The organism is Pseudomonas veronii (genome assembly GCF_001439695.1).
GTDB lineage: Bacteria > Pseudomonadota > Gammaproteobacteria > Pseudomonadales > Pseudomonadaceae > Aquipseudomonas > Aquipseudomonas veronii.
This window is the reverse complement of sequence record NZ_JYLL01000001.1, coordinates 187,199-208,081: the sequence shown is the minus strand read 5'-3', so window position 1 is coordinate 208,081 and position 20,883 is coordinate 187,199. Positions and strand designations below refer to the sequence as shown.

Genomic DNA, 20,883 nt, shown 5'->3' with positions numbered 1-20,883 from the left:
CTGATAGTCGCCTTTTTCACTGCCACCGCCGCCTCAGCTTCTGAGGGGCGCCAGGTACAACCGCACCAGCCCGCGCAGGGTCTTGCGCCCCCAGAACTTCAACGGGATCTGCTTGAGGATCTCCCGCGCCAACGGCCGGTCACGGTCGGCGGTCTTGAGGAACATCGAGTTGAGGAAGTTGTAGCGCACCGCGTCATACGACGGGTGTTCGCTGAACAATCCATAAGTCTTGAGGATGTTCTGAATCATGTAGCGATGGTTCTTGTACGTGTTGGTGGCGTGCTGGCGATAGCGCGCCATGACCATGTTCAACACGTCGATGGTGTAGCCGGCGTGGGTGATCTTCAATTCGATCAGCAAGTCTTCCAGCGGAATCAGCGGATCGAAGCCCCCCACCTGCTCCAGCGCTTCGCGGCGGATCAACAGGGTCGGTGCTGGTGGGAACGGCTTGCGGCCCAGGAACAGGTCATCGAAGTCCAGGCTGCGAAACGGCAGGTCCCGGTGCTGCTTCTTGTCGGGATAGGGCTGGCCATCGCCATCGATCAACTCAATGTTGCCCGCGCAGATGCCGACCTTGGGCTTGCCTTCCATATAGGCGACCTGGGCCGCAATGCGCTCGGGCAACATGATGTCGTCGGAACCGAACGGCGCGATCAGCGTGCCTTTGGCACGGGCGATCGCGCCGTTGAGCGTATTGGTCAGCCCCTGGTTCTGCTGGACCTGGAAATCAAAGCCGTGTTCGGCCTGCAAGCGCCGGATGCGCTCGACGCTGTCGTCCTTGGAGCCATCGTCGACCACCAACAGTTCGATGTTCGCGTAGGTCTGCCCCAGCACGCTGAGGATGCTCTGCTCGATGTACGGGCCATGGTTGTAGGACGCGATGATCACCGAGACCAGGGGTTGTGGCTGATTCATGCTCTACCTACTTCACGCAAACCGGTTTCAATCAGGGTCAGGTACTTGTGCTTGAACTCGTCCAGGGTGTGGTTGGCTACCAGGTAACGGAACACCTCCTCCCCTTTGGCACGCAATTGCTCATCGCTCAGTGCCAGGTAGGTATCCAGCGCCGCGGCCAGTTGCTCGACGTTGCCCGGATCGTGAGACAGCCCGCCCGCGCCCTGCACCAGCGGCAGCATCGCCGGGCCGTTGGAGGCGATCACCGGCAAATGCCCGCTCATGCCTTCCAGCAGCGCCAGGCCCAGGCCTTCGAACAGCGACGGCATGGTCCAGATATCGAAACCGCGCACGTACTTCATGCCGTCTTCACGGAACCCCAACAGGTGCGCGCGACCGGTCAGGCCGAGGCGCTCGATGTCGGCACGCAGGTCGGCTTCGGCGCGGCCGGAACCGATGATCCCCACCTGTGCCTGCGGGTATTTGTCCTTGAGCGTGGCAAACGCCTGCAGCAGATGCGTGTGGCCCTTGATCGGCACCAGGCGGCCCAGGGCGCCGATCATCCGCGCGTCCAGCGGCAAGCCCAGGGCTTTGCGTGCTTCATCGCGCGGCAACTGCAAGGCTTCTGCCTGCGGGATGTCGATGGCGTTGGTGACATAGGTGGTGTTTTCACGGGTGAACCCGCAATTGAGCGCCACCAGGTACTCCTGCACCGCCTCCGACACGCCGACGAAGCGCCACGCCGGGCTCACCCAGCGCTGGGTCTGACGCCGGCGGTAGCCACGGGCGTACTCGCCGAAACCATGGGAGATGCCGATGCACAGCGGGATCTTCAACCAGCGGTTGAGGGACAGCATCATGTTCACCGACTTGAAGCGGTTGCAGATGACCACATCGAACTTCTGCTCGCGGCAATACTTGTAGATCTGCCACATGGCGCCAAAGCGGATGCCCTTGAGGGACTTCTCCGGCAGTTCGAAATAGTGGGAGTGCTCGGCCACGCTCAGCGGCTGGCCCGGTAACGGGCGGCCACTGAGATACCCCGATGTCACCTCGAAGCGTTCAACCGGCAACGATTTGACGATCTGCTCACCCAGGTCGGCGAAGTCATTGGTCTTGACGTTGTAGTCCGGCTGTAACTGCAAAACCTTGAAACGAGGCTTCATAACTCTCCATGCAGCGATCTGGCTGCGGGCGCGCAGCCCGGCAAAAAATGGTGCGGCAAACGGATGCGGTCTGCCGTAAATAAGGTCTCAGTCCTGTTTCAGGACCCACAGCAATTCATGCCGACGCACAGCCTTGCGGAAGAATTCGTTCTCTCCGTATGGCGATGGGCTACGCCCGGCCAGCACCTGTTGCAACCAGCGACGCACACGGCGCTTGAGCGGCGCGCGCGGTTGCAGGTCGTGCATCATGCCCAGGGCCATGGCCTTGTCCTGCTGCTGGCTCAAGGCAAGCGTGAAACTGCAGGGGACCAGTTCGTCCGCGGTGTCGAAACGCGGCGGCAGGGCCACGCCGGCGCCCGAGTCGCCCATGGGCCAGCGGTCGTTATCATGCAAGTGATTGGCGTAACCGAGCAATGTGTCGGGCTGCCACGCCAGGCCCTCCAGGGCTTCCAGTATCGCCGCGTGCGCGCAGATATGGTCGGCGTGCGGGTCGAGCAACGGCGTCGGCAGCACGATCACCTGCGGCCGCGCCTTGAGCAGCAGCGCGCGCAGGTCGGCGATCAGGTTGTGCCAGGTCGGCGCGCCGTCCACGTCGCCGGGCAGCGCAAAGGCATTGAACTGACGAAACAGCCGCGTATCGCTCAATTGCGCCTCGCGGGAGGCTTGAGCCTGGTCCGGCGCGGCCTGCATGGCCGCCAACTGCATGCAGAAGTAGCCCAATTGCACGCACTGCGCTTCGGGAACGCCGGCCCAGCGCGGCACGGCAATGCTGTCCCAGGCCCGCAGGCGCCCTTTGAGTTGCGCCGCTTGCGCCTTGGGCAGGCCCATCTGTTGATAATGCTCGGCTTCGATTTCACCGGCGGTCAACGTGACGATCCAACTTTCGGCCGCCTGGCTGTACAGGCTGAAGGCCGCCAGTTCGGCGTCGTCGGCATGGGGCGCAATCACCATCACACGTTGCTGGCGATAATCCGGCTGACGGAAACGCCACAGCGTCGGCTGGCCGTTGATCCGGCAAAAACGCCCGCGCACCCGCAGTTTGCCGGCGGCCAATGCCTCGGCGGCGCCGGTCAGGTTGAGGTAACGGCGCCCGCCGACACCGCGCTCGAACACCTGCCGGTCCGGCGTTTGCAGGCCCAGCAGTTCCACCGCCGGGTCGATGAAACGCCCGAGCCACGAGCTGCGCAGCTCGATACCGACGATCAGGGTGTCGTCCGCCGCCAGCGGCGCGTCCAGCAGCAGCCGCCCCGCGTCCAGGCGCAGGCCTGGCACTTCACTGCCGTGAGGGAATGCGTAGGCATAATCCTCGTTGGGCGAATAGAACAGATGATCGGCAAACCAGGCTTCATGGCCCGCCCACAGCACCACCGCCAGAATCAACGGCAGCCACCAGGCCACGAGCACACCGGCCGCGATCAGCACCAGCAAGCCAATCAGCAGCGCGATGCGCTTGGTGCGCCGATGACGCTTGAGCAGTTGCTGCTTGCGGCTCATAGGCTGAACACCGGCACCGGGTTGCACCAGCGCTCCTTGTATTCACGGTCGGCGCGCCCGAAGGAAAAGCGCAGCGGTTTATCCACGGCCCGCGCCTGTTCCCAGGCGCTTTGCGTATTGAGGAAACTCAACACGCTGCCGGGGCTGAATTCACGAGTCTGGGGGTCGACACCGCCGTTGACGTATTCGATGCTGACCCACTCGGGCGCCTCGACGCGATACACCAGTTGCACGGCAATCGGCGCATCGTTGAGAAACAGTACCGAGCCCACCAGGAACTCCTTGAGCAAGCCCAGCACCTGCGCCAGATGCTCGGCGCCGGTGGCCGGGAAGCCCCAGCGGCGCTGGAACAGGTCGCAGTAGATCGCCGCCAGCTCGCCGCTGGAAAACTCACTCACCGCCCGCACCACGCCGCCGGCTTCTTCGAGCAACCGCAATTCGCGGCGCTGGTTGTAGCGAAACTTCTTCGACAGGTCTTCCGGGGTGCGCGCCATGGCCAACTGCTCGGCCTGGGGCTTGAGGGTGCTGACGCGCCCCTCGTTCAACGCCGACAGGTAGCGCCCACGGTGGCGTACCGGCAACTGCGCGTCGGCGGCGATCGGCAGGATGATTTCGGCATTGCCCAGATCGAACACGCCTTTCTTGCCGCGCCGCTTGAGCACGTCCTTGGACAAGGCCAGGTCGCGCCCCCAAGTGGCAATCGCGCCCTTGAGTTCGCCGTCCTGCTCCCAGCCCAGGTAGCGCACCGGAATCTGCGCCAGGTCCGCCAACCGTTCGACGATCAGCGGATGCGTCGCCACGCTGCCGCCAAACCGCTGCCAGGCCTGGGCGTAGATCTCGGCCTCGACAGGTACCCAGCCGCGTTCACGCCAACCCTGGAAGCGATTCAGCATTTAAACCACAGCGTCATAAGGGTCCACGCCGTCCTTGACCACCAGGATGTCTTCCATGATCAGGTACTGCAGGTCGGAACCGAAGAACATGTTCAGCGCATCGGTCGGCGAGCAGATCATCGCTTCGCCACGACGGTTGAGCGAAGTGTTCAGGGACACGCCGTTGCCGGTCAGCACTTCGAGCTCTTTCATCATGTCGTAGTAGCGCGGGTTGTATTCGCGCTTGAGCACCTGGGCGCGGGACGTGCCATCCTCATGAACCACTTCCGGCACGCGGATTTTCCACTCTTCCGACACTTCAAAGGTGAAGGTCATGAACGGCGCCGGGTGATCGACCTTGATCATCAGCGGGGCCACGGTGTCGAGCATCGACGGGCAGAAAGGCCTCCAGCGCTCGCGGAACTTGATCTGATGGTTGATGCGGTCCGCCACGCCGGTAGCGCTCGGGCAGCCAATGATCGAACGACCGCCCAAGGCACGCGGGCCAAACTCCATGCGCCCCTGGAACCAGGCCACCGGGTTGCCGTCGACCATGATCTTGGCGATGCGTTTAGGCATGCTGTCGATCTTGCGCCAGTCCGGCTTGCTCGGGTGCTTGGCGCAAGCGGCGATCACGTCTTCGTTGCTGTAGGACGGGCCGAGGTAGACGTGTTCCATCTTCTCCACCGGCACACCACGGGCGTTGGACACGTAAGCGGCGGCGCCCACGGCGGTGCCGGCATCGCCGGACGCCGGTTGCACGAACAGCTCTTTCACGTCGTCACGGGCAATGATCTTCTGGTTCAGCTTGACGTTCAGCGCACAGCCGCCGGCGAAGGCCAGCTTGCCGGTTTCCTTGAGGATGTCGCCCAGGTAGTAGTCGATCATCTGCAGGGACAGCTTCTCGAACAGCGCCTGCATGCTGGCCGCGTAGTGGATGTACGGCTCGTCGGCGATGTCGCCTTCGCGCTTGGGCCCCAGCCACTCGATCAGTTTGGGCGAGAAGTAGAAACCCTTGCCCTTCTCTTTATAACGACGCAGGCCGATGACGTTGGCGTAGTCGGTGTTGATCACCAGCTCGCCGTTTTCAAAGGAGGCCAGGCGCGAGAAATCGTACTTGCTGGCATCGCCATAAGGCGCCATGCCCATGACCTTGAACTCGCCGTCGAGCATCTCGAAACCGAGAAACTCGGTGACCGCGCCGTACAGGCCGCCGAGGGAGTCCGGATCGTAGAATTCCTTGATCTTGTGGATCTTGCCGTTTTCGCCGTAGCCGAAGAACGTGGTGGCGTACTCACCCTTGCCGTCGATCCCCAGGATCGCGGTTTTCTCCTTGAAGCCGGAGCAGTGGTAGGCACTGGAGGCGTGGGCCAAGTGGTGTTCAACCGGCTCGATCTTGATTTTCTTCGGATCGAAGCCCAGCTGTTCCAGGCACCAGACGATCTTGTTGCGGTAGCGCTTGTAGCGCCGGTTGCCCATCAGGATCGCATCGAGAGCGCGGTCCGGGGCGTACCAGTAACGCTTGGCATAGTGCCAGCGCGCTTCGCCGAACAGGCTGATCGGGGCGAACGGGATCGCGACCACATCAACGTCGGAGGGCTTGATGCCGGCCTGTTCCAGGCAGAATTTCGCCGATTCGTAGGGCATGCGGTGCTTTGCATGCTTGTCGCGCACGAAGCGTTCTTCTTCGGCGGCCGCGATCAGCTTGCCGTCGATATACAGGGCTGCGGAAGGATCATGGCTAAGGGCGCCGGACAGGCCAAGAATCGTCAATGCCACAGGGGTCTAGCCTCTTTTAGTCTGCATGCAGGCGCGTTACGCCTGAAAAAAGTGTGCCTCTCGCCTGGGCGAGAAACAGCTAAAGGGCGGGATTATAGCTCAAAAGCAGGAGGAAGCTGTTAGCGGCGAGCGTCGAGGAGGTTCAGCGGAAGATCTCGATGCTGCCGTCCTTGTTCTGACGGTAGATCGTGTAGGGCAGGACCAGGGTGTCCAGCACGCCAGAGCCGATGAACTCGATGGCGATGATCGGGAAAGCATTGTTCTCGTGGTCCGACAGGGCTCGGTCATTCAGGCTTTTTTCTGGGGCGGGCTCAGCATTGAGCGTACAAAACCCGTAGATCACCCCACTGTAGATGCGCGGGATATTTTCGCAGTAGCTGCGCGACTCCTTGAGGTTCTGGCTGGCGACAGCGTCCGGGCGAAAGACGGTGTTGATGGTCCCGCAACCGGAGATTGCCAGGAGAGCAGCAAGCAACACAGGGTACATACGGATCATGAACGACACCGTTCAGCATAGAGGGTCGACCACACTAACATCGCCAGCGAAGATAGCCTACACCGGCACACCGATACGTCATGTGAGAAAGTTCCGATAAGACAATACAGGATTAGTTGCTTCGCGCCGCGAACACACCGGAGCAAAGAGCACTGACGGGCAAATTAATACGCTTGGTTAACGTTCAAACCAACCCTTCCTTTAAACCGCACCTGCAACTATCAACATGATCAACGGCATAAAACCCATTACCCAAAAAACGCAATAACAACGAGACGACATGAATGCTGCGCATACCCATGCAGCAGCATTCTTTTCGACGTTACACGCCCACGGGCGCCTTAATAGTGCAGCGACCGCGGAGGCTCCGCACCATCAAAGTCAATTTGATGCCCCGCTCCAACGTTGATGCTTCCTAACCCCGGTTCACCATTACCCGGCTGCCCCCTGCCCGTACCCGGCTGATAGAAACCACCGTTACCGTCGGATTGAATCTCATGATCAATCGGCTGATTTTGCGCACCCAAATACTCAGCATCTTCCCCGGCCGCCTGATCCAGCGGATTGTTTTGCCCCTTCTCATTAAAGTTATTACTTTCGTACCTCTGATAATCAGCAGCCACGTTTGAGTTAGCATTGATAGACGACATAAAAACCCCCTATAAATAATTGAACAACCTCATCGGCTGTAGAACAAATTTATAGAACGATAAAAGAATGCTCAACCCGCAACATGCGCCACACATGTATCCGTTTAAAACAAGAAGCACAATACAACCAAACAAATACCTTGCCCCAATAAATTGCTCTAGGACAAGTCTGATATAAACCAGCACACTTCGCGCTATCCGCCGAATCCGTTTCAACTTCTAACTTACTTAAAGCCCGCAACCCGTATCAAGACAGCCTCGCAACCGGGCATTGTATAAAATGATACATAATTGCCAGATTCGAGCAGTTCGTGCAGGCCAACTGGCTGCTGGGGGACAGGCCCCTGCAAGCCCGCCCCCGCACTTGACCGCGTCCTACCTGAAAACCCCGCTCGACCGTCAGCCGGCGCCGCCGACTTCCTTCGGCAAACGCTGATCGATGACCTGATACAGCGCACTGCCTTGCGGCCAATTACGCATGAAGCGTGCGCGGTCCTTGGCAAACGCCGTGGCGAAGCTGGCGTCGGAGCGGTGCTGGCGCATCGCATCCAGGTCGATCAAGGCCCAGCGGCCTTCGTGCCAGAACAGGTTATGGCCCTTGAAATCGCCATGGCTGATGCGCTCGCGTATCAGCTCGGCGAACAGGTGGTCCAGCGCCAGCAGTTCGTTTTCAGGCGCGTCGCCCTGCTCCACATACGGTGCGAAGCGCTCGATGATGTCCGGCCCCGGCAGGTATTCAGTGACCAGGTAAGCGCGGCTGCGCAGCCAGAAAAAGCGCTTTTCCAGCACGGCCAGCGGCTTGGGTGTGGCAATGCCGAGGAACGCCAGGCGATTGCCTTCGCGCCAGGAATGCCAGGCGCGGCTCGGGCGCCAGAAACGCTTGAGCCAATGGGCGAAGCCCTTGATGTTGTAGCGTTTGATCACCAGCGGCCGGCCGGCCACTTCGACCTTGGCCACGCTGGCCGCACCGCCGGTCTTGTACAAATGCCCCTGGTCGAGCAAGGCATCGGCCCGCTCCAGCACCGGCAGCATCGCGCTCTCCTCCTCGCGACGGATCGCCCGCAAGCCAAACGCGCCGCGCACCACGCTGAACAGCGTGCATTCGCGGCCGACCTTGTCGAGGAAGTCCTTCAGGCGCCAGGCGCTGACCTTGCGCACCTGCTTCTCCAGGGCTTCGAGCGGTAACGCATGCTCGCCGTTGCTCAGCAGGTAATACACCAGCAACTCTTCGGTAAACGGCGCGAGGTTTTTCGGCAACTGGGCGAAAAACACCCCGAGGTTTTCCAGCACCCGGTTGCGCGACAGCGGCTGGCCCGCCTGTTCCACGCAGATCCCGGCACCATCGATCAGGTACAGCTTGCCGCCCTGGCGCAGCAGGTTATCCAGGTGCAGGTCTTCCTGCCACAGGCCCTTGGCGTGCATGCGGGCAATCGCGTCCAGCGCTTCGGCGAGCACAGCGGTCTGCTCATCGGCCAACGGCGGCAGGCCTTCGACCGCTTGCCAGGCATCGGCCAGGCTTTCGGCGCCGTCGATAAACTCAAACAGCAGCCAGCCGCCCTCGCCTTCCTGCAAACCGTCGGCCAGCAGCAGCGGCGTGGTCAGGCCCTGTTCGGCCAGCAGGCGCACGCCGTTGAGCTCACGCTGAAAATGCCGCGCCGCCTTGCTGCCCACCAACAACTTGGCCAACACCGCGCGACCGCGCCAGACACCGGCACCTACATAGCGCTGGCCCGGCAACACGCGCAACAGGCTGAGCAATTGCAATTGACCAGGGCCTGCGGCGTCCGCCAGTTCGATGGTCAGCGGCAGGCTTGGGCTGCGGCCGGCCTGCTTCAGCGCGGATAAACGCATTAACGGTGCTCCTTGTGGCTGCGGCGAGCGGTCAGGCGCTGCTGCCAGGTGGCGACCAGCGGGCTGTCTTCAGGTTGTTCCAGATACGCCGCCAGCAGGTGATGCGTTTGCGCATCCGACCACTGCGGCGCACGGCGCAACAGCGGCTCCAGGTCCTTGACCCGGTCACGCCAGCCAAACAGCAGCGGGCGGGTTTTCTCCAGGTCGATCAACTGCGCGGCATAACCGTCGCCGGTGGCCTGCAGGAAAATATGCTTGGGGTAAAAACACCCGTGGACCTGTCCCACGCCGTGCAGGCGGCGCGCCAATTGGCCGCAGGCCAACAGTATCGCACGGTGCTGGGCGTCGCTCAGTTGCGGCCACTGTTCGAGCAACGACTCCAGGTCATTCCAGCCGTCCAGGGCGCGGGTCAACAGCATCGCGCGGTGCTCGCCAGCGACTTTGCGCTCACCGTAGAACGCCGCCTGCAAGGCCGGGATACCCAACGCGCGATAACGGCTGATGTTACGAAACTCGCGGGAAAAACTCGGCTCGCCAAACGGTCGGTGCAAGCTGCGCGTGAGGTAGTTGCTCTGGCGCTTGAGGTAGTAACCGTGGCCGTCGAGCTCCAGGCGGAACACGCTGCTCCAGCCGCCACGGCTGGTGTTCGGCTCGTCCACCGCGTCCAGTTGCTTGGCCCACAGGGCATCGAAACTGGCCAGACCGTTGCGCTCCAGCAGAGCGCGGTCTTCGGCCGCCAGGAAATCACTCATTCGCGTCCCTCGAAAAACTTCACCACATGGCGAATTCGCTGTTTGTCCGACGCACTCAGGTGCGCGCGCTGGCGGTATTGCAGGTAGAAGCGCAGGCGCTGGGTGGCCGACAGGTGATACTTGGCCACCTTGTCCAGGCAGGCCAGGTCTTTGGTGATGCGGTATTTGAGCCAGAACCCGCGCCAGAAATCGCCGTTGGGGCAATCGATCAGGTACAGGGTGTGCTGGTCGTCGATCAGCAGGTTGCGCCACTTCAAGTCGTTATGGGTGAAGTGATGATCGTGCATGGTACGCGTGTATTCGGCGAGCTGGCGGCTGACCGCATCGACCCATTTGGGGTCTTTGAGGCGCACGTCGCTGCGCTCGGCCAGCACCGACAAGTCTTCGGTCTTGGGCAACTCACGGGTGATCAGCGCGCCCCGGGCGTAGGCCAGGCCATTGCGCTCCAGGCCCCAGGCGACCACGTCGGCGGTGGGAATGCCCCACTTGGCGAAACGCTTGAGGTTCTGCCACTCGGACTTCACCCGCGGCTTGCCCAGGTAGCGGCGCAGGCCCTTGCCGGCACCGACGTAGCGCTTGACGTAGTAATTGACCCCGCCGCGCGCCACCCGGATCACTTCCGACAGCGGGTCGCGGGTCAGCCGCTCGCCTTGCAGGGCGAACACCGCTTCAAGGCTTCCAAAATCATCCGCGAGGCCGGCGTAAGCGGGTTCCAGGTTCCAACCCGCCATCAGAGCGCATCCCCGTAACGTTGTTTGCGCGCGTAGAGCTTGGCCGCCTTGTGCTCCAGCCACTGCAGCAGTGCGGCCTCTTCGGCGAGAATCTGGCGCAACGGCTGTTGGAAGTAGCCCTTGAGAAAACGCAGCTTGTCACGCTGGGTCAGGCCGATATCCAGCGCCGAAAAATACAGCGCCGCCAGGTCCTTGTTGCGCCAGCGCAGCGGGATCTTCGAGCGTACCTGCGCACGGTGCAGATCGATCACCGACAACTTGAAATCATCGGCCACCAGCGGCTTGTCCGTGTGCAGCAGGAAATGGCAGATATAGCAGTCGCGATGGTTGACCCCGGCGCGGTGCATCATGCCGGTCATGCGCGCCACTTCGGCGATCAGCGCATGCTTGATGACTGACGATGGCGGTTGCTTGAGCCAGTCCATGCTCAGGTCTTCGAGGCTGACGGTGGGCGCCAGCTCTTCGGTGACGATAAACGAATGCTGGTCGGCCGGGTTGCTGCCCTTTTCGCCATAAGCCACGGCGGTCATGGTCGGCACGCCGACTTGCTGCAAGCGCTGGATCGCCCGCCATTCCTGGCCGGCGCCCAATACCGGCAACTTCGCGGTGATCAGGTTCTTGAGGATTTCGGCCCAGCCGATACCACGGTGAATCTTCACGAAATAACCGCGGCCCTCGACCTCTGTACGCAAGGTACGACGGGCATCGAGTTCGCGGTACACCAGGCCGTCCAGCTTCTCGACTTCGGCGAACGCATCGCGTCCGGCCCAAAGGGTCTTGAACGGTTCGGCAAGCATCAACTTCATCGGTTCGGCTCCGCCAGGATCAGGTCCGCAGCGTACTGCGGCATGCTATAGAGGTCGGCCGTCTCGGCGAAGGCCAGACCATTGCGACTCATGGTCGCGCGCGCTTGTGGATCGTCGAGCATATCGACCAGGTATTGATTGAGTTGAGCCTGTTCGAACGGCTCGTCCAACACCCGGCCATTGCCGGCCTTGTCGATATAGAAGGCATAACCGCAGACCTTGCTCACCAGCACCGGCAGGCCGGCGACAACCGCCTCGATCAGCACCATGCCGGCCGCTTCGTTGTAGGCCGGGTGGATCAACAGGTCGGCCCCCAGCAGAAAGCGCGGAATATCGCTGCGCCCCTTGAAAAAATGCACTTGCTCGCCCAGGCCCAGTGCGGCGCTCTGTAATTGGAATACTTTGGGGTCGTCCTGGCCGATTACAAACAGCCGGGTACGTTTCTTCAGCGCCGACGGCAATGCGGCCACAGCCTTGAGGCTGCGGTCGACGCCCTTGGTCTTGAAGCCGGAACCGATCTGCACCAACAGCAAATCGTCCTCGGCCAGGCCGAACTCATCGCGAAACTGTGCGCGGATCTGCGCGGCATTCGGCGGCGCGCGCCGGTCACGGGCGATGCCCGGCGGCAGCAAATGAAAACGCTGCGCCTGGGTGCCGTAGTAACGCGTGAACAATTCCTGCTGATGGGCCGAGAGCACCATGATCTGGGTCTTGGCGCTCTGTTCGAAGACGGCGCGCTCGTACTCGGCAAAGTGTTTGTAGCGGCCGAACCAGCGATACATCGGGTTGCGCAGGGTTTGTGCCTTGTCTTCAAACACGCCATCGGCGGCGAAGTACAGGTCCAGCCCGGGCATTTTATTGAACCCGACCACGCGGTCCACCGGGCGCTTGGCCAGGTCGGCCTGAATCCAGGCGTAGAGTTTTTCGTTGCGGCGATGGTTGAACAGCGCCTTGACCGGCGCCACCAGCACTTCGAAACCGGGCGGTACATCGCCTTCCCAGATCAGGGTGTAGACACGGATCTGATGACCGCGCTGCTGGCACTCCAGGGCGATACGCATGAAGTCGCGCTGCAAGCCACCGAACGGAAAATACTTGTACAGAACAAACGCCAGTTGCATCAGCGCATCTCCTCGGCCAGTAACAACGTGCTCAGCCGGCTCGCCACACGCTCAGGGTTCAGCCGCGTGAAGCACAGGGGCGATTCGCGCTTGATGTCGAACCGACGCAGATCGTCGGCCGTGGGTTGATACGTACACTGTTTCAGCAGGCAGGGCGCACACGGGAAGTCGCTGGCCAGGTGAATCTGGCTCTTGCCGTAGGCGCCGGTCAGGCCGGGGTTGGTGGGGCCGAACAGCGAAATGGTCGGCACGTCCAGGGCTGCAGCCAGGTGCCCGAGGCCGGTGTCCACCGCAACGCAGGCGCGGGCGCCGGCGAGCACGCGGGCGACGCCGGCCAGGTTCAGTTTGGGCAGCACCTCGGCGTTGTCCAGGCCCAGGGCCAGGCGTTCGGCGCGGGCCTTTTCGGCGGCATTGCCCCATGGCAACTTCACGTCCACGCCCAGGCGGCCCATGCGCTCGGCCAGCTCGCGCCAGTAGGCTTCGGGCCAGTGCTTGGTGTCCCAGGTGGTGCCGTGCAGCAACAATACAAACGGCTTTTTCGGCGGCAGGCCGAGCAGCTTGTCGACGCTCAGGCCGTAGTCGCCCAGGGCCTTGGGCAAGTCATAGCCGAGGGCCACGGCGAACAGCTGGCGCAGGCGCTCCACCGCGTGCTGCCCGCGGGCCACGGCCAGGCGCCGCGAATAAAAGCGCGCCGCGATCGGTTCACGCGCCGAGTTTTTGTCAAACCCGGCCACCGGGGCGCGCACGTAGCGGGTCAGCCAGGCGCTTTTGAGCAGGCCCTGGGCGTCGATCACCAAGTCGTATTTGGTTGACTGGATACGCTGCTTGAAGCGCCGCCATTCGCCACTTTTGAAGGTTTGCCAGAGGTTCTTGCGCCAGCGGCGAATCGCCACCGGGATCACCTTGTCCACCGCCGGGTGCCAGGTGGGGATCTCGGCAAAGCCTTCTTCCACCACCCAGTCGAATCGAATGCCCGGGATCGCCCGCGCCGCATCGGTCAGTGCCGGCAACGCATGAATCACGTCGCCCAGGGATGAGGTCTTGATTACCAGTACCCGCAACTCAGTGAACCTCGACCACAGTGCCCTGCAACCGCTGCAAGGCTTCGTTGACCGGTTGCGGCAACAACTGGCGCAGGCAGTTGTAGTGGCCGAAACGGCAGGTGCGGTCAAAACACGGGCTGCATTCCAGGCCCAGGCGCACCACTTCGACCTTATCGGCCAACGGCGGGGTAAACCCTGGGGAGGTCGAGCCGTACACCGCGACCAGCGGGCGGTTCAGCGCCGCCGCGACGTGCATCAGCCCGGAGTCGTTGGACACCACCGCATCCGCGCAGGACAGCAAGTCGATGGCCTCGGCCAGCGAGGTGTCGCCACTGAGGTTCACCGCTTCTTCGCGCAGGCCGGGGATCAGGCGCTGGCGGATGTCTTCACCCACCGCATGATCGTTCTTCGAGCCGAACAGCCACACCTGCCAGCCTTCGCGGATCTTCGTCTCCGCGACTTTGGCGTAATGCTCCGACGGCCAGCGCTTGGACTCGCCAAACTCGGCACCGGGGCACAGCGCGAGCACCGGACGGTCGAGGGCCAGGTCGAACTTGGCCAGGGCCGCGTCGCGGGTGATCGGGTCGATCTGCAGGCTCGGGCGCGGATACGGCGTCGGCAACTCGGCACCCGGCGCGTAGGCCAGGGCCATGAAGCGTTCGATCATCAGCGGGTAGCGCGCCTTGTCGAGCTTGCGCACGTCGTTGAGCAGACCGTAGCGAAACTCGCCGCGCCAACCGGTGCGCTTGGGAATGCCGGCGAAAAACGGCACCAGCGCCGACTTCATCGAGTTGGGCAGCAAGATCGCCTGGTCGTACTGCCCGGCCAGGGATTTGCCGATGCGACGGCGGGTCGCCAGTTCGAGGGCGCCATGGCCGAGCGGGAAGCTCAAGGCCTGGCGCACTTGCGGCATGCGCTCAAGGATCGGCCGGCTCCACTCAGGGGCGAGCACGTCGATTTGGCAGTCGGGATGACGTTGTTTGAGGCACTGGAACAGTGTCTGCGCCATCACCATGTCACCGACCCAGCTGGGCCCAACGATCAGAATATTCATGTAGTTTCCACAAACGATGCGGGGAGGCTTACGCCTCCCCGCCTCGATGATTACTGTAGATCGCACTTTGTGTGGCAGCGGGCTCGCTCGCGATAGCATCACCGCGGTCCGCTAGACAGACCGCAGCGCCTGCATCACGAGCAAGCCTGCTCCCACATGAAGCCGGTTTCCACATTAGATTGGCGTCGCTCATTTAATCGAGTGTCAGCTTAACCCCAGCGCCTGCCAGATTCGCATCACCTGGCGCCGTTCGTCGGCGAACTGATCCCCGGCCACCGTACCGGCTTCGTTCTGCAAAGCCTGGCGGTGCGCCGCGGAACGGTAGGCCTTATATACCTCGCGCAGTAAATGGGCATCGGCGGCGGGCATCAGCCCGACCTGCTCCAGGCCCTCCAGAATGCGGATATTGTCGGTGTAGCGCAGCAACGATGGATGTTGCGCAGACCATGCCAAAGCGGCGTATTGCACCATAAATTCAATATCGACGATACCTCCGGCGTCCTGCTTGAGGTCGAACGCCACCGTCGGTTCGAAGGCATTCGCGCCGGTACCGGCCGCCGTGGCCCGGGTCCCGAGGTTATCGCGCATCTTGGCGCGCATCTCGCTGACCTCCTGGCGCAGCTTCGTCAAGTCGCGTTCACGGCCCAACACCTTGGCCCGCACCTGTTCGAAGGCGCGGCCCACGTCCTGGCTGCCCACCAACACCCGCGCGCGGATCAGCGCCTGATGTTCCCAGGTCCAGGCTTCGTTTTCCTGATAGCGCGCAAAGGCGCCGAGGGAGCTCACCAGCAAACCGGATGCGCCCGACGGTCGCAGGCGCATGTCCACTTCATACAATTGCCCCGAGTTGGTCTGGGTGGTCAGCAAGTGAATGATCCGCTGGCCCAGGCGCGTGAAGAACTGCGCGCCGTCGATCGGCTTGGCGCCATCGGTTTCGGCCTGCGGGTCGCCGTCATGGATAAACACCAAGTCCAGGTCCGAACCATGCCCCAATTCGATGCCGCCGACTTTCCCATAACCGACAATGATGAACCCAGGATCGCACACGCTGCCATCCAACCGCTGCGGCGCGCCGTGGCGGGCGACGGTCTGGCGCCAGGCCAGGGCCAGCACTTGTTCGAGGATGGCTTCGGCGAGCCAGGTCAGGTAATCGCTGACTTTCATCAGCGGCAGGCTGCCGGCGATTTCCGAGGCGGCCACGCGCAAGCGGTGAGCCAGCTTGAAGTGCCGCAGCGCTTCCATCTGCTGCTCAAGGTCGTCTTCGGGGATACGCGTAAGGCGTTCGCGCAGTTCGGCGGCGAGTTCCGGCGCCAACGGCGGCTTGAACAAGCGGCCTTCGTTGAGCAATTCGTCAAGCAGCAGCGGGAAGCGGGTGATCTGTTCGGCGATCCACGGGCTGGCAGCGCACAAGGTCAACAGGCGCCGCAGGGCGTCAGGGTTTTCCGTGAGCAACACCAGGTAGGCGGACCGGCGGGCGACGGCTTCCACCAGCGGCAAGACGCGCTCCAGCACCAGGTCCGGGTTGGCGTGCTCGACGGCCTGCGCCAGCAGACGCGGGATAAACGCATCCAGGCGCTCGCGACCGAGGCGCTGCATGGCGCGCAATTGCGGGCTGCCGCGCAGGCCGGCCAAGGCTTTGAGCGCTTTGGGCGCGTCAGTGAAGCCACCTTCGGCCAGTTGGCGGCAGGCAGCGTCTTCGTCCTGGGACTCCTCCCACAGTGGCAACCATTCCCCACCGACGACCAGTTCGCTTTCTTCGCCGTCTTCTTCATCCGGATCAGCGATCACCTGGCGGAAGTGCCAGTCTACCCGCCCACGCCAGTACATCAGGCGCTCATGGAACGCGGCCCAATCGGCGAAGCCGAGCATAAAGGCAATGCGCGCCTGATCTTCGGGGCTGTCCGGCAGCATCTGGGTCTGGCGGTCGGCAATCGCCTGGATCGCATGCTCGGTGTAACGCAGGAATTCGTAGCCATCGCGCAACTCGGCGATCACCGCCGGCGGCAGGTAGCCCTGGCCTTCCAGGGTGCCCAGCACCTTGAGCAACGGCCGTTGCTGCAGGCTGAGGTCGCGCCCGCCATGGATCAGCTGGAACGCCTGGGCGATAAATTCCACTTCGCGGATGCCGCCCGAACCGAGCTTGATGTTGTCGGCCATGCCCTTGCGCCGCACTTCCTGCTGGATCAACTGCTTCATGGTGCGCAGCGCTTCGATGGCGGAGAAGTCCAAATAGCGGCGGTAGACGAACGGTCGCAGCATGTCGAGCAGTTGCGCACCGGCCACCTGATCGCCGGCTACCACGCGCGCCTTGATCATCGCGTAGCGCTCCCAGTCGCGGCCCTGGTCCTGGTAATACTGTTCCAACGCATTGAAGCTGAGCACCAGCGCGCCCGACGAACCGTAAGGCCGCAGGCGCATGTCGACACGGAAGACAAAACCGTCGACGGTCATCGGGTCGAGGGCCTTGATCAGTTTTTGCCCCAGGCGAATGAAGAACTCCTGGTTATCCAGGGCGCGCTTCACCCCCACCGTCTCGCCGCCTTCGGGGTAGGCGAAGATCAAGTCGATGTCGGATGACAGGTTCAGCTCCACCGCGCCGAGCTTGCCCATGCCGAGGATCACCATCTGCTGCGGCTCACCGCTGCGGCGCCCGGTCGGCGTGCCGAACTGCGCGCAATGGCGCTGGTACAGCCACTGGTAGGCCTGGTCGATGCTGGCGTCGGCCATGTCGGAGAGGTCGCGACAGGTTTGCACCAGATCCGCCTGGCGGGTCAGGTCGCGCCAGATGATGCGGACTTGCTGGCGGGTACGCTGGCGGCGCAGCACGCGGCCCAACTCATCTTCTGTTTCAGCCTGTTGCACGGCACCGGCAATCTGCCCGCACAGCTCGCCCGGTGCAAAACCACGGTCCAACTCGCCCCAGGCGACCAATTCGAGCAACATCAACGGGTCACGAACACTCTGTTCAATCACGAAATCACTGGCCGCGCACACCCGCGCGAAATCGGCCCAGCGTTGCGGCGTCCATTCAGAAAGGCCATGATCGTCGTCCAGCGCGGCCACTGCGTCACGGAATGACTGTTCGGCCCGAATGGCGAACGGCAAGAGAACGGCCGGCAGCTCGGCCAGCGTTGGAAGGCTCATGGTCTATCCTTGAACGGCGCGTAAAGGGCTTGTTGCGGTGAACGCAGGAGGCAGGCGCGATGAATGACTGTCGAACAAAAGTTAGAAATAGCTGAAAATTCATAAATTTTGGCAGGTAACATTAAATTTCTACCTTTTCTTCTTCGCAAAAGATCAACAATAACGATTATGCTCACCTAACGGACCGAGCAATCCGCTCAGTCTTGTGTAGTTTTACTACTCGTATATACATTCGAAAGGCTGAAATGGCCGACGATTTGTAGTAAAACTACAGGACGCCGGAGCAACCTCCGGCCATCCAAGAATTTATGTCGTCTGCCCACAAGGCCAGTCGCAAACTTCAGGCAACCGATTCTGGTAGCCTTTCCGCCCTGGAGCAAGCCATGCAAGACCTCGATCCCGTCGAAACCCAGGAATGGCTGGACGCCCTGGAATCGGTTCTCGACAAAGAAGGCGAAGACCGTGCTCACTATCTGATGACCCGTATGGGCGAACTCGCGACCCGCAGCGGCTCGCAACTGCCCTACGCCATCACCACGCCATATCGCAATACCATCCCTGTTACCCACGAAGCACGCATGCCTGGCGACCTGTTCATGGAACGCCGCATTCGCTCGCTGGTACGTTGGAACGCCATGGCGATGGTAATGCGTACGAACTTGAAAGATTCTGACCTGGGCGGTCACATCTCCAGCTTCGCTTCCAGCGCAACGCTCTATGACATCGGCTTCAACTACTTCTTCCAGGCCCCGACCGACGAACACGGCGGCGACCTGATCTACTTCCAGGGCCACACCTCGCCAGGCGTCTACGCCCGTGCGTTCATGGAAGGTCGCATCAGCGAAGAACAGATGAACAACTTCCGCCAGGAAGTCGACGGTCAGGGCCTGTCGTCCTACCCGCACCCTTGGCTGATGCCTGATTTCTGGCAGTTCCCGACCGTTTCCATGGGTCTGGGCCCGATCCAGGCGATCTACCAGGCGCGCTTCATGAAGTACATGGAAGCCCGTGGTTTCATCCCCGAAGGCAAGCAGAAAGTCTGGTGCTTCCTGGGCGACGGCGAGTGCGACGAGCCGGAATCCCTGGGTGCCATCTCCCTGGCCGGCCGCGAGAAGCTGGACAACCTGATCTTCGTCATCAACTGCAACCTGCAGCGCCTCGACGGCCCGGTTCGCGGCAACGGCAAGATCATCCAGGAACTCGAAGGCGTGTTCCGCGGTGCTCAGTGGAACGTGACCAAAGTCATCTGGGGCCGTTTCTGGGACCCACTGCTGGCCAAGGACGTCGACGGTATCCTGCAACGTCGCATGGACGAAGTCATCGACGGCGAGTACCAGAACTACAAGGCCAAAGACGGCGCGTTCGTGCGTGAACACTTCTTCAACACGCCTGAACTCAAGGCGATGGTTGCCGACCTGTCCGACGACGAGATCTGGAAACTCAACCGTGGCGGCCACGACCCGTACAAGGTCTACGCGGCGTACCACGAAGCGGTCAACCACAAAGAACAACCGACCGTCATCCTGGCCAAGACCATCAAGGGTTATGGCACCGGTGCCGGCGAAGCGAAGAACACTGCGCACAACACCAAGAAAGTCGATGTCGGCAGCCTGAAGCTGTTCCGCGACCGCTTCGACATCCCGGTCAAGGACGAAGAGCTGGAAAACCTGCCGTTCTTCAAGCCAGAGCCGAACAGCGCCGAAGCCCGCTACCTGAGCGAGCGTCGTGCCGCACTGGGCGGTTTCGTGCCACAGCGCCGTGCCAAGAGCGTCAACATCCCAACACCGGCGCTGGATACCCTCAAGGCCATCCTCGACGGCTCGGGCGACCGTGAAATCTCCACCACCATGGCCTTCGTGCGGATCCTCGCGCAGCTGGTCAAGGATAAGGAAGTCGGTTCGCGCATCGTGCCGATCATCCCGGACGAAGCCCGTACCTTCGGTATGGAAGGCATGTTCCGTCAGTTGGGCATCTACTCCTCCGTCGGCCAGCTCTACGAGCCAGTCGATAAAGACCAGGTGATGTTCTACAAGGAAGACAAGAAGGGCCAGATCCTCGAAGAAGGCATCAACGAAGCGGGCGCCATGAGCTCCTTCATCGCTGCCGGTACGTCGTACTCCTGCCACAACCAGCCGATGCTGCCGTTCTACATCTTCTACTCGATGTTCGGCTTCCAGCGTATCGGCGACCTGGCCTGGGCAGCAGGCGACAGCCGTACCCGTGGTTTCCTGATCGGCGGCACCGCCGGTCGCACCACGCTGAACGGCGAAGGCCTGCAACACGAAGACGGTCACAGCCACATCCTGGCGGCCACCATTCCGAACTGCCGCACCTTTGATCCAACCTACGGCTATGAGCTGGCGGTGATCATCCAGGACGGCATGAAGAAGATGACCCAGGAGCAGCAGGACGTTTTCTACTACATCACCGTGATGAACGAGTCCTACCAGCAACCTGCCATGCCGGCCGGTGTCGAGGAAGGCATCATCAAGGGCATGTACCTGCTCGAAGAAGACACCAAGGAAGCAGCGCATCACGTGCAACTGATGGGCTCCGGCACCATCCTGCGCGAAGTGCGTGAAGCGGCGAAGATCCTGCGTGACGAATTCAACGTCGGCGCCGACGTGTGGAGCGTGACCAGCTTCAACGAACTGCGTCGCGACGGCCTGGCCGTAGAACGCAACAACCGCCTGCACCCAGGTCAGAAGCCTGAGCTGAGCTACGTCGAAGAATGCCTGACTGGCCGTAAAGGTCCGGTGATCGCATCCACCGACTACATGAAACTGTTTGCTGAACAAATTCGCCAGTGGGTCCCGTCCAAGGAATTCAAAGTCCTGGGCACCGACGGTTTCGGCCGCAGTGACAGCCGCAAGAAGCTGCGTCACTTCTTCGAAGTCGACCGTCACTTCGTGGTGTTGGCAGCCCTGGAAGCCTTGGCTGACCGCGGTGAGATCGAACCCAAGGTGGTGGCTGACGCCATCGTCAAGTTCGGGATCAACCCGGAAAAACGCAACCCACTGGACTGCTGAG

Annotated in this window: 16 protein-coding genes; 1 reads left to right on the top strand and 15 read right to left on the bottom strand. The window is 61.9% G+C overall.

The features are described from left to right. Window positions 1-33: 33 nt before the first annotated feature. The 15 genes from TU80_RS00855 to glnE all read right to left on the bottom strand — a co-directional run bounded on the left by TU80_RS00855 (window position 34) and on the right by glnE (window position 17,853). A complete protein-coding gene (locus TU80_RS00855) occupies window positions 34-915 on the bottom strand; it encodes a glycosyltransferase (protein ID WP_057003662.1) in 882 nt (293 codons plus the stop codon). Further along, window positions 912-2,060 (bottom strand): glycosyltransferase family 4 protein, encoded by a 1,149-nt coding sequence (locus TU80_RS00850; protein WP_017849794.1) that lies wholly within the window; start codon window positions 2,058-2,060, stop codon window positions 912-914. The genes TU80_RS00855 and TU80_RS00850 overlap by 4 nt, the downstream gene beginning before the upstream one ends. An 87-nt stretch (window positions 2,061-2,147) precedes the next feature. Then, window positions 2,148-3,554, bottom strand: a complete 1,407-nt coding sequence (locus TU80_RS00845) for a PIG-L deacetylase family protein (RefSeq protein ID WP_057003661.1) — start codon at window positions 3,552-3,554, stop codon at window positions 2,148-2,150. Continuing rightward, window positions 3,551-4,447, bottom strand: a complete 897-nt coding sequence (locus tag TU80_RS00840) for an antimicrobial resistance protein Mig-14 (protein WP_057003660.1) — start codon at window positions 4,445-4,447, stop codon at window positions 3,551-3,553. Before TU80_RS00840 ends, TU80_RS00845 begins: the two co-directional genes overlap by 4 nt. Continuing rightward, window positions 4,448-6,205 (bottom strand): carbamoyltransferase family protein, encoded by a 1,758-nt coding sequence (locus TU80_RS00835; RefSeq protein WP_057003659.1) that lies wholly within the window; start codon window positions 6,203-6,205, stop codon window positions 4,448-4,450. It lies immediately after the preceding gene. Window positions 6,206-6,347: 142 nt separating this feature from the next. Beyond that, window positions 6,348-6,701 carry a YceK/YidQ family lipoprotein gene (locus tag TU80_RS00830; RefSeq protein ID WP_057003658.1) on the bottom strand — a complete coding sequence of 118 codons (354 nt, stop codon included), beginning with the start codon at window positions 6,699-6,701 and terminating at the stop codon, window positions 6,348-6,350. Window positions 6,702-7,042: 341 nt separating this feature from the next. Then, on the bottom strand, window positions 7,043-7,351 hold the full coding sequence (locus TU80_RS32575; protein WP_134939406.1) for a hypothetical protein: 309 nt from the start codon (window positions 7,349-7,351) through the stop codon (window positions 7,043-7,045). Between the two features lie 399 nt (window positions 7,352-7,750). Then, window positions 7,751-9,202: a lipopolysaccharide kinase InaA family protein gene (locus TU80_RS00825; protein WP_057003657.1), complete on the bottom strand. Its 1,452-nt coding sequence runs from the start codon at window positions 9,200-9,202 to the stop codon at window positions 7,751-7,753. After that, window positions 9,202-9,954, bottom strand: coding sequence for a lipopolysaccharide kinase InaA family protein (locus TU80_RS00820; RefSeq protein ID WP_057003656.1), 753 nt, complete (start codon window positions 9,952-9,954; stop codon window positions 9,202-9,204). Before TU80_RS00820 ends, TU80_RS00825 begins: the two co-directional genes overlap by 1 nt. Then, window positions 9,951-10,685, bottom strand: coding sequence for a lipopolysaccharide kinase InaA family protein (locus tag TU80_RS00815; RefSeq protein ID WP_046384933.1), 735 nt, complete (start codon window positions 10,683-10,685; stop codon window positions 9,951-9,953). Before TU80_RS00815 ends, TU80_RS00820 begins: the two co-directional genes overlap by 4 nt. After that, window positions 10,685-11,491 carry a lipopolysaccharide core heptose(I) kinase RfaP gene (rfaP, locus tag TU80_RS00810; RefSeq protein WP_057003655.1) on the bottom strand — a complete coding sequence of 269 codons (807 nt, stop codon included), beginning with the start codon at window positions 11,489-11,491 and terminating at the stop codon, window positions 10,685-10,687. Before rfaP ends, TU80_RS00815 begins: the two co-directional genes overlap by 1 nt. Further along, a complete protein-coding gene (locus TU80_RS00805) occupies window positions 11,488-12,612 on the bottom strand; it encodes a glycosyltransferase family 4 protein (RefSeq protein ID WP_046384935.1) in 1,125 nt (374 codons plus the stop codon). The genes rfaP and TU80_RS00805 overlap by 4 nt, the downstream gene beginning before the upstream one ends. Further along, on the bottom strand, window positions 12,612-13,673 hold the full coding sequence (waaC, locus tag TU80_RS00800) for a lipopolysaccharide heptosyltransferase I (protein WP_057003654.1): 1,062 nt from the start codon (window positions 13,671-13,673) through the stop codon (window positions 12,612-12,614). The genes TU80_RS00805 and waaC overlap by 1 nt, the downstream gene beginning before the upstream one ends. 1 nt (window position 13,674) lies before the next feature. Beyond that, window positions 13,675-14,709 carry a lipopolysaccharide heptosyltransferase II gene (gene waaF / locus TU80_RS00795; RefSeq protein WP_046384937.1) on the bottom strand — a complete coding sequence of 345 codons (1,035 nt, stop codon included), beginning with the start codon at window positions 14,707-14,709 and terminating at the stop codon, window positions 13,675-13,677. A gap of 204 nt (window positions 14,710-14,913) precedes the next feature. Continuing rightward, on the bottom strand, window positions 14,914-17,853 hold the full coding sequence (glnE, locus tag TU80_RS00790; protein ID WP_057003653.1) for a bifunctional [glutamate--ammonia ligase]-adenylyl-L-tyrosine phosphorylase/[glutamate--ammonia-ligase] adenylyltransferase: 2,940 nt from the start codon (window positions 17,851-17,853) through the stop codon (window positions 14,914-14,916). Window positions 17,854-18,236: 383 nt separating this feature from the next. Between glnE and aceE the strand changes: the two genes are divergently transcribed. Next, a complete protein-coding gene (aceE, locus tag TU80_RS00785; protein WP_046384939.1) occupies window positions 18,237-20,882 on the top strand; it encodes a pyruvate dehydrogenase (acetyl-transferring), homodimeric type in 2,646 nt (881 codons plus the stop codon). The last annotated feature ends 1 nt before the right edge of the window (window position 20,883 follow it).

Coding starts and splice junctions, on each gene's coding strand:
- TU80_RS00855 (WP_057003662.1), bottom strand. CDS start 915: ATGAATCAGCCACAACCCCTGGTCTCGGTGATCATCGCGTCCTACAAC.
- TU80_RS00850 (WP_017849794.1), bottom strand. CDS start 2,060: ATGAAGCCTCGTTTCAAGGTTTTGCAGTTACAGCCGGACTACAACGTC.
- TU80_RS00845 (WP_057003661.1), bottom strand. CDS start 3,554: ATGAGCCGCAAGCAGCAACTGCTCAAGCGTCATCGGCGCACCAAGCGC.
- TU80_RS00840 (WP_057003660.1), bottom strand. CDS start 4,447: ATGCTGAATCGCTTCCAGGGTTGGCGTGAACGCGGCTGGGTACCTGTC.
- TU80_RS00830 (WP_057003658.1), bottom strand. CDS start 6,701: ATGATCCGTATGTACCCTGTGTTGCTTGCTGCTCTCCTGGCAATCTCC.
- TU80_RS32575 (WP_134939406.1), bottom strand. CDS start 7,351: ATGTCGTCTATCAATGCTAACTCAAACGTGGCTGCTGATTATCAGAGG.
- TU80_RS00825 (WP_057003657.1), bottom strand. CDS start 9,202: ATGCGTTTATCCGCGCTGAAGCAGGCCGGCCGCAGCCCAAGCCTGCCG.
- TU80_RS00820 (WP_057003656.1), bottom strand. CDS start 9,954: ATGAGTGATTTCCTGGCGGCCGAAGACCGCGCTCTGCTGGAGCGCAAC.
- TU80_RS00815 (WP_046384933.1), bottom strand. CDS start 10,685: ATGGCGGGTTGGAACCTGGAACCCGCTTACGCCGGCCTCGCGGATGAT.
- rfaP (WP_057003655.1), bottom strand. CDS start 11,491: ATGAAGTTGATGCTTGCCGAACCGTTCAAGACCCTTTGGGCCGGACGC.
- TU80_RS00805 (WP_046384935.1), bottom strand. CDS start 12,612: ATGCAACTGGCGTTTGTTCTGTACAAGTATTTTCCGTTCGGTGGCTTG.
- waaF (WP_046384937.1), bottom strand. CDS start 14,709: ATGAATATTCTGATCGTTGGGCCCAGCTGGGTCGGTGACATGGTGATG.
- glnE (WP_057003653.1), bottom strand. CDS start 17,853: ATGAGCCTTCCAACGCTGGCCGAGCTGCCGGCCGTTCTCTTGCCGTTC.
- aceE (WP_046384939.1), top strand. CDS start 18,237: ATGCAAGACCTCGATCCCGTCGAAACCCAGGAATGGCTGGACGCCCTG.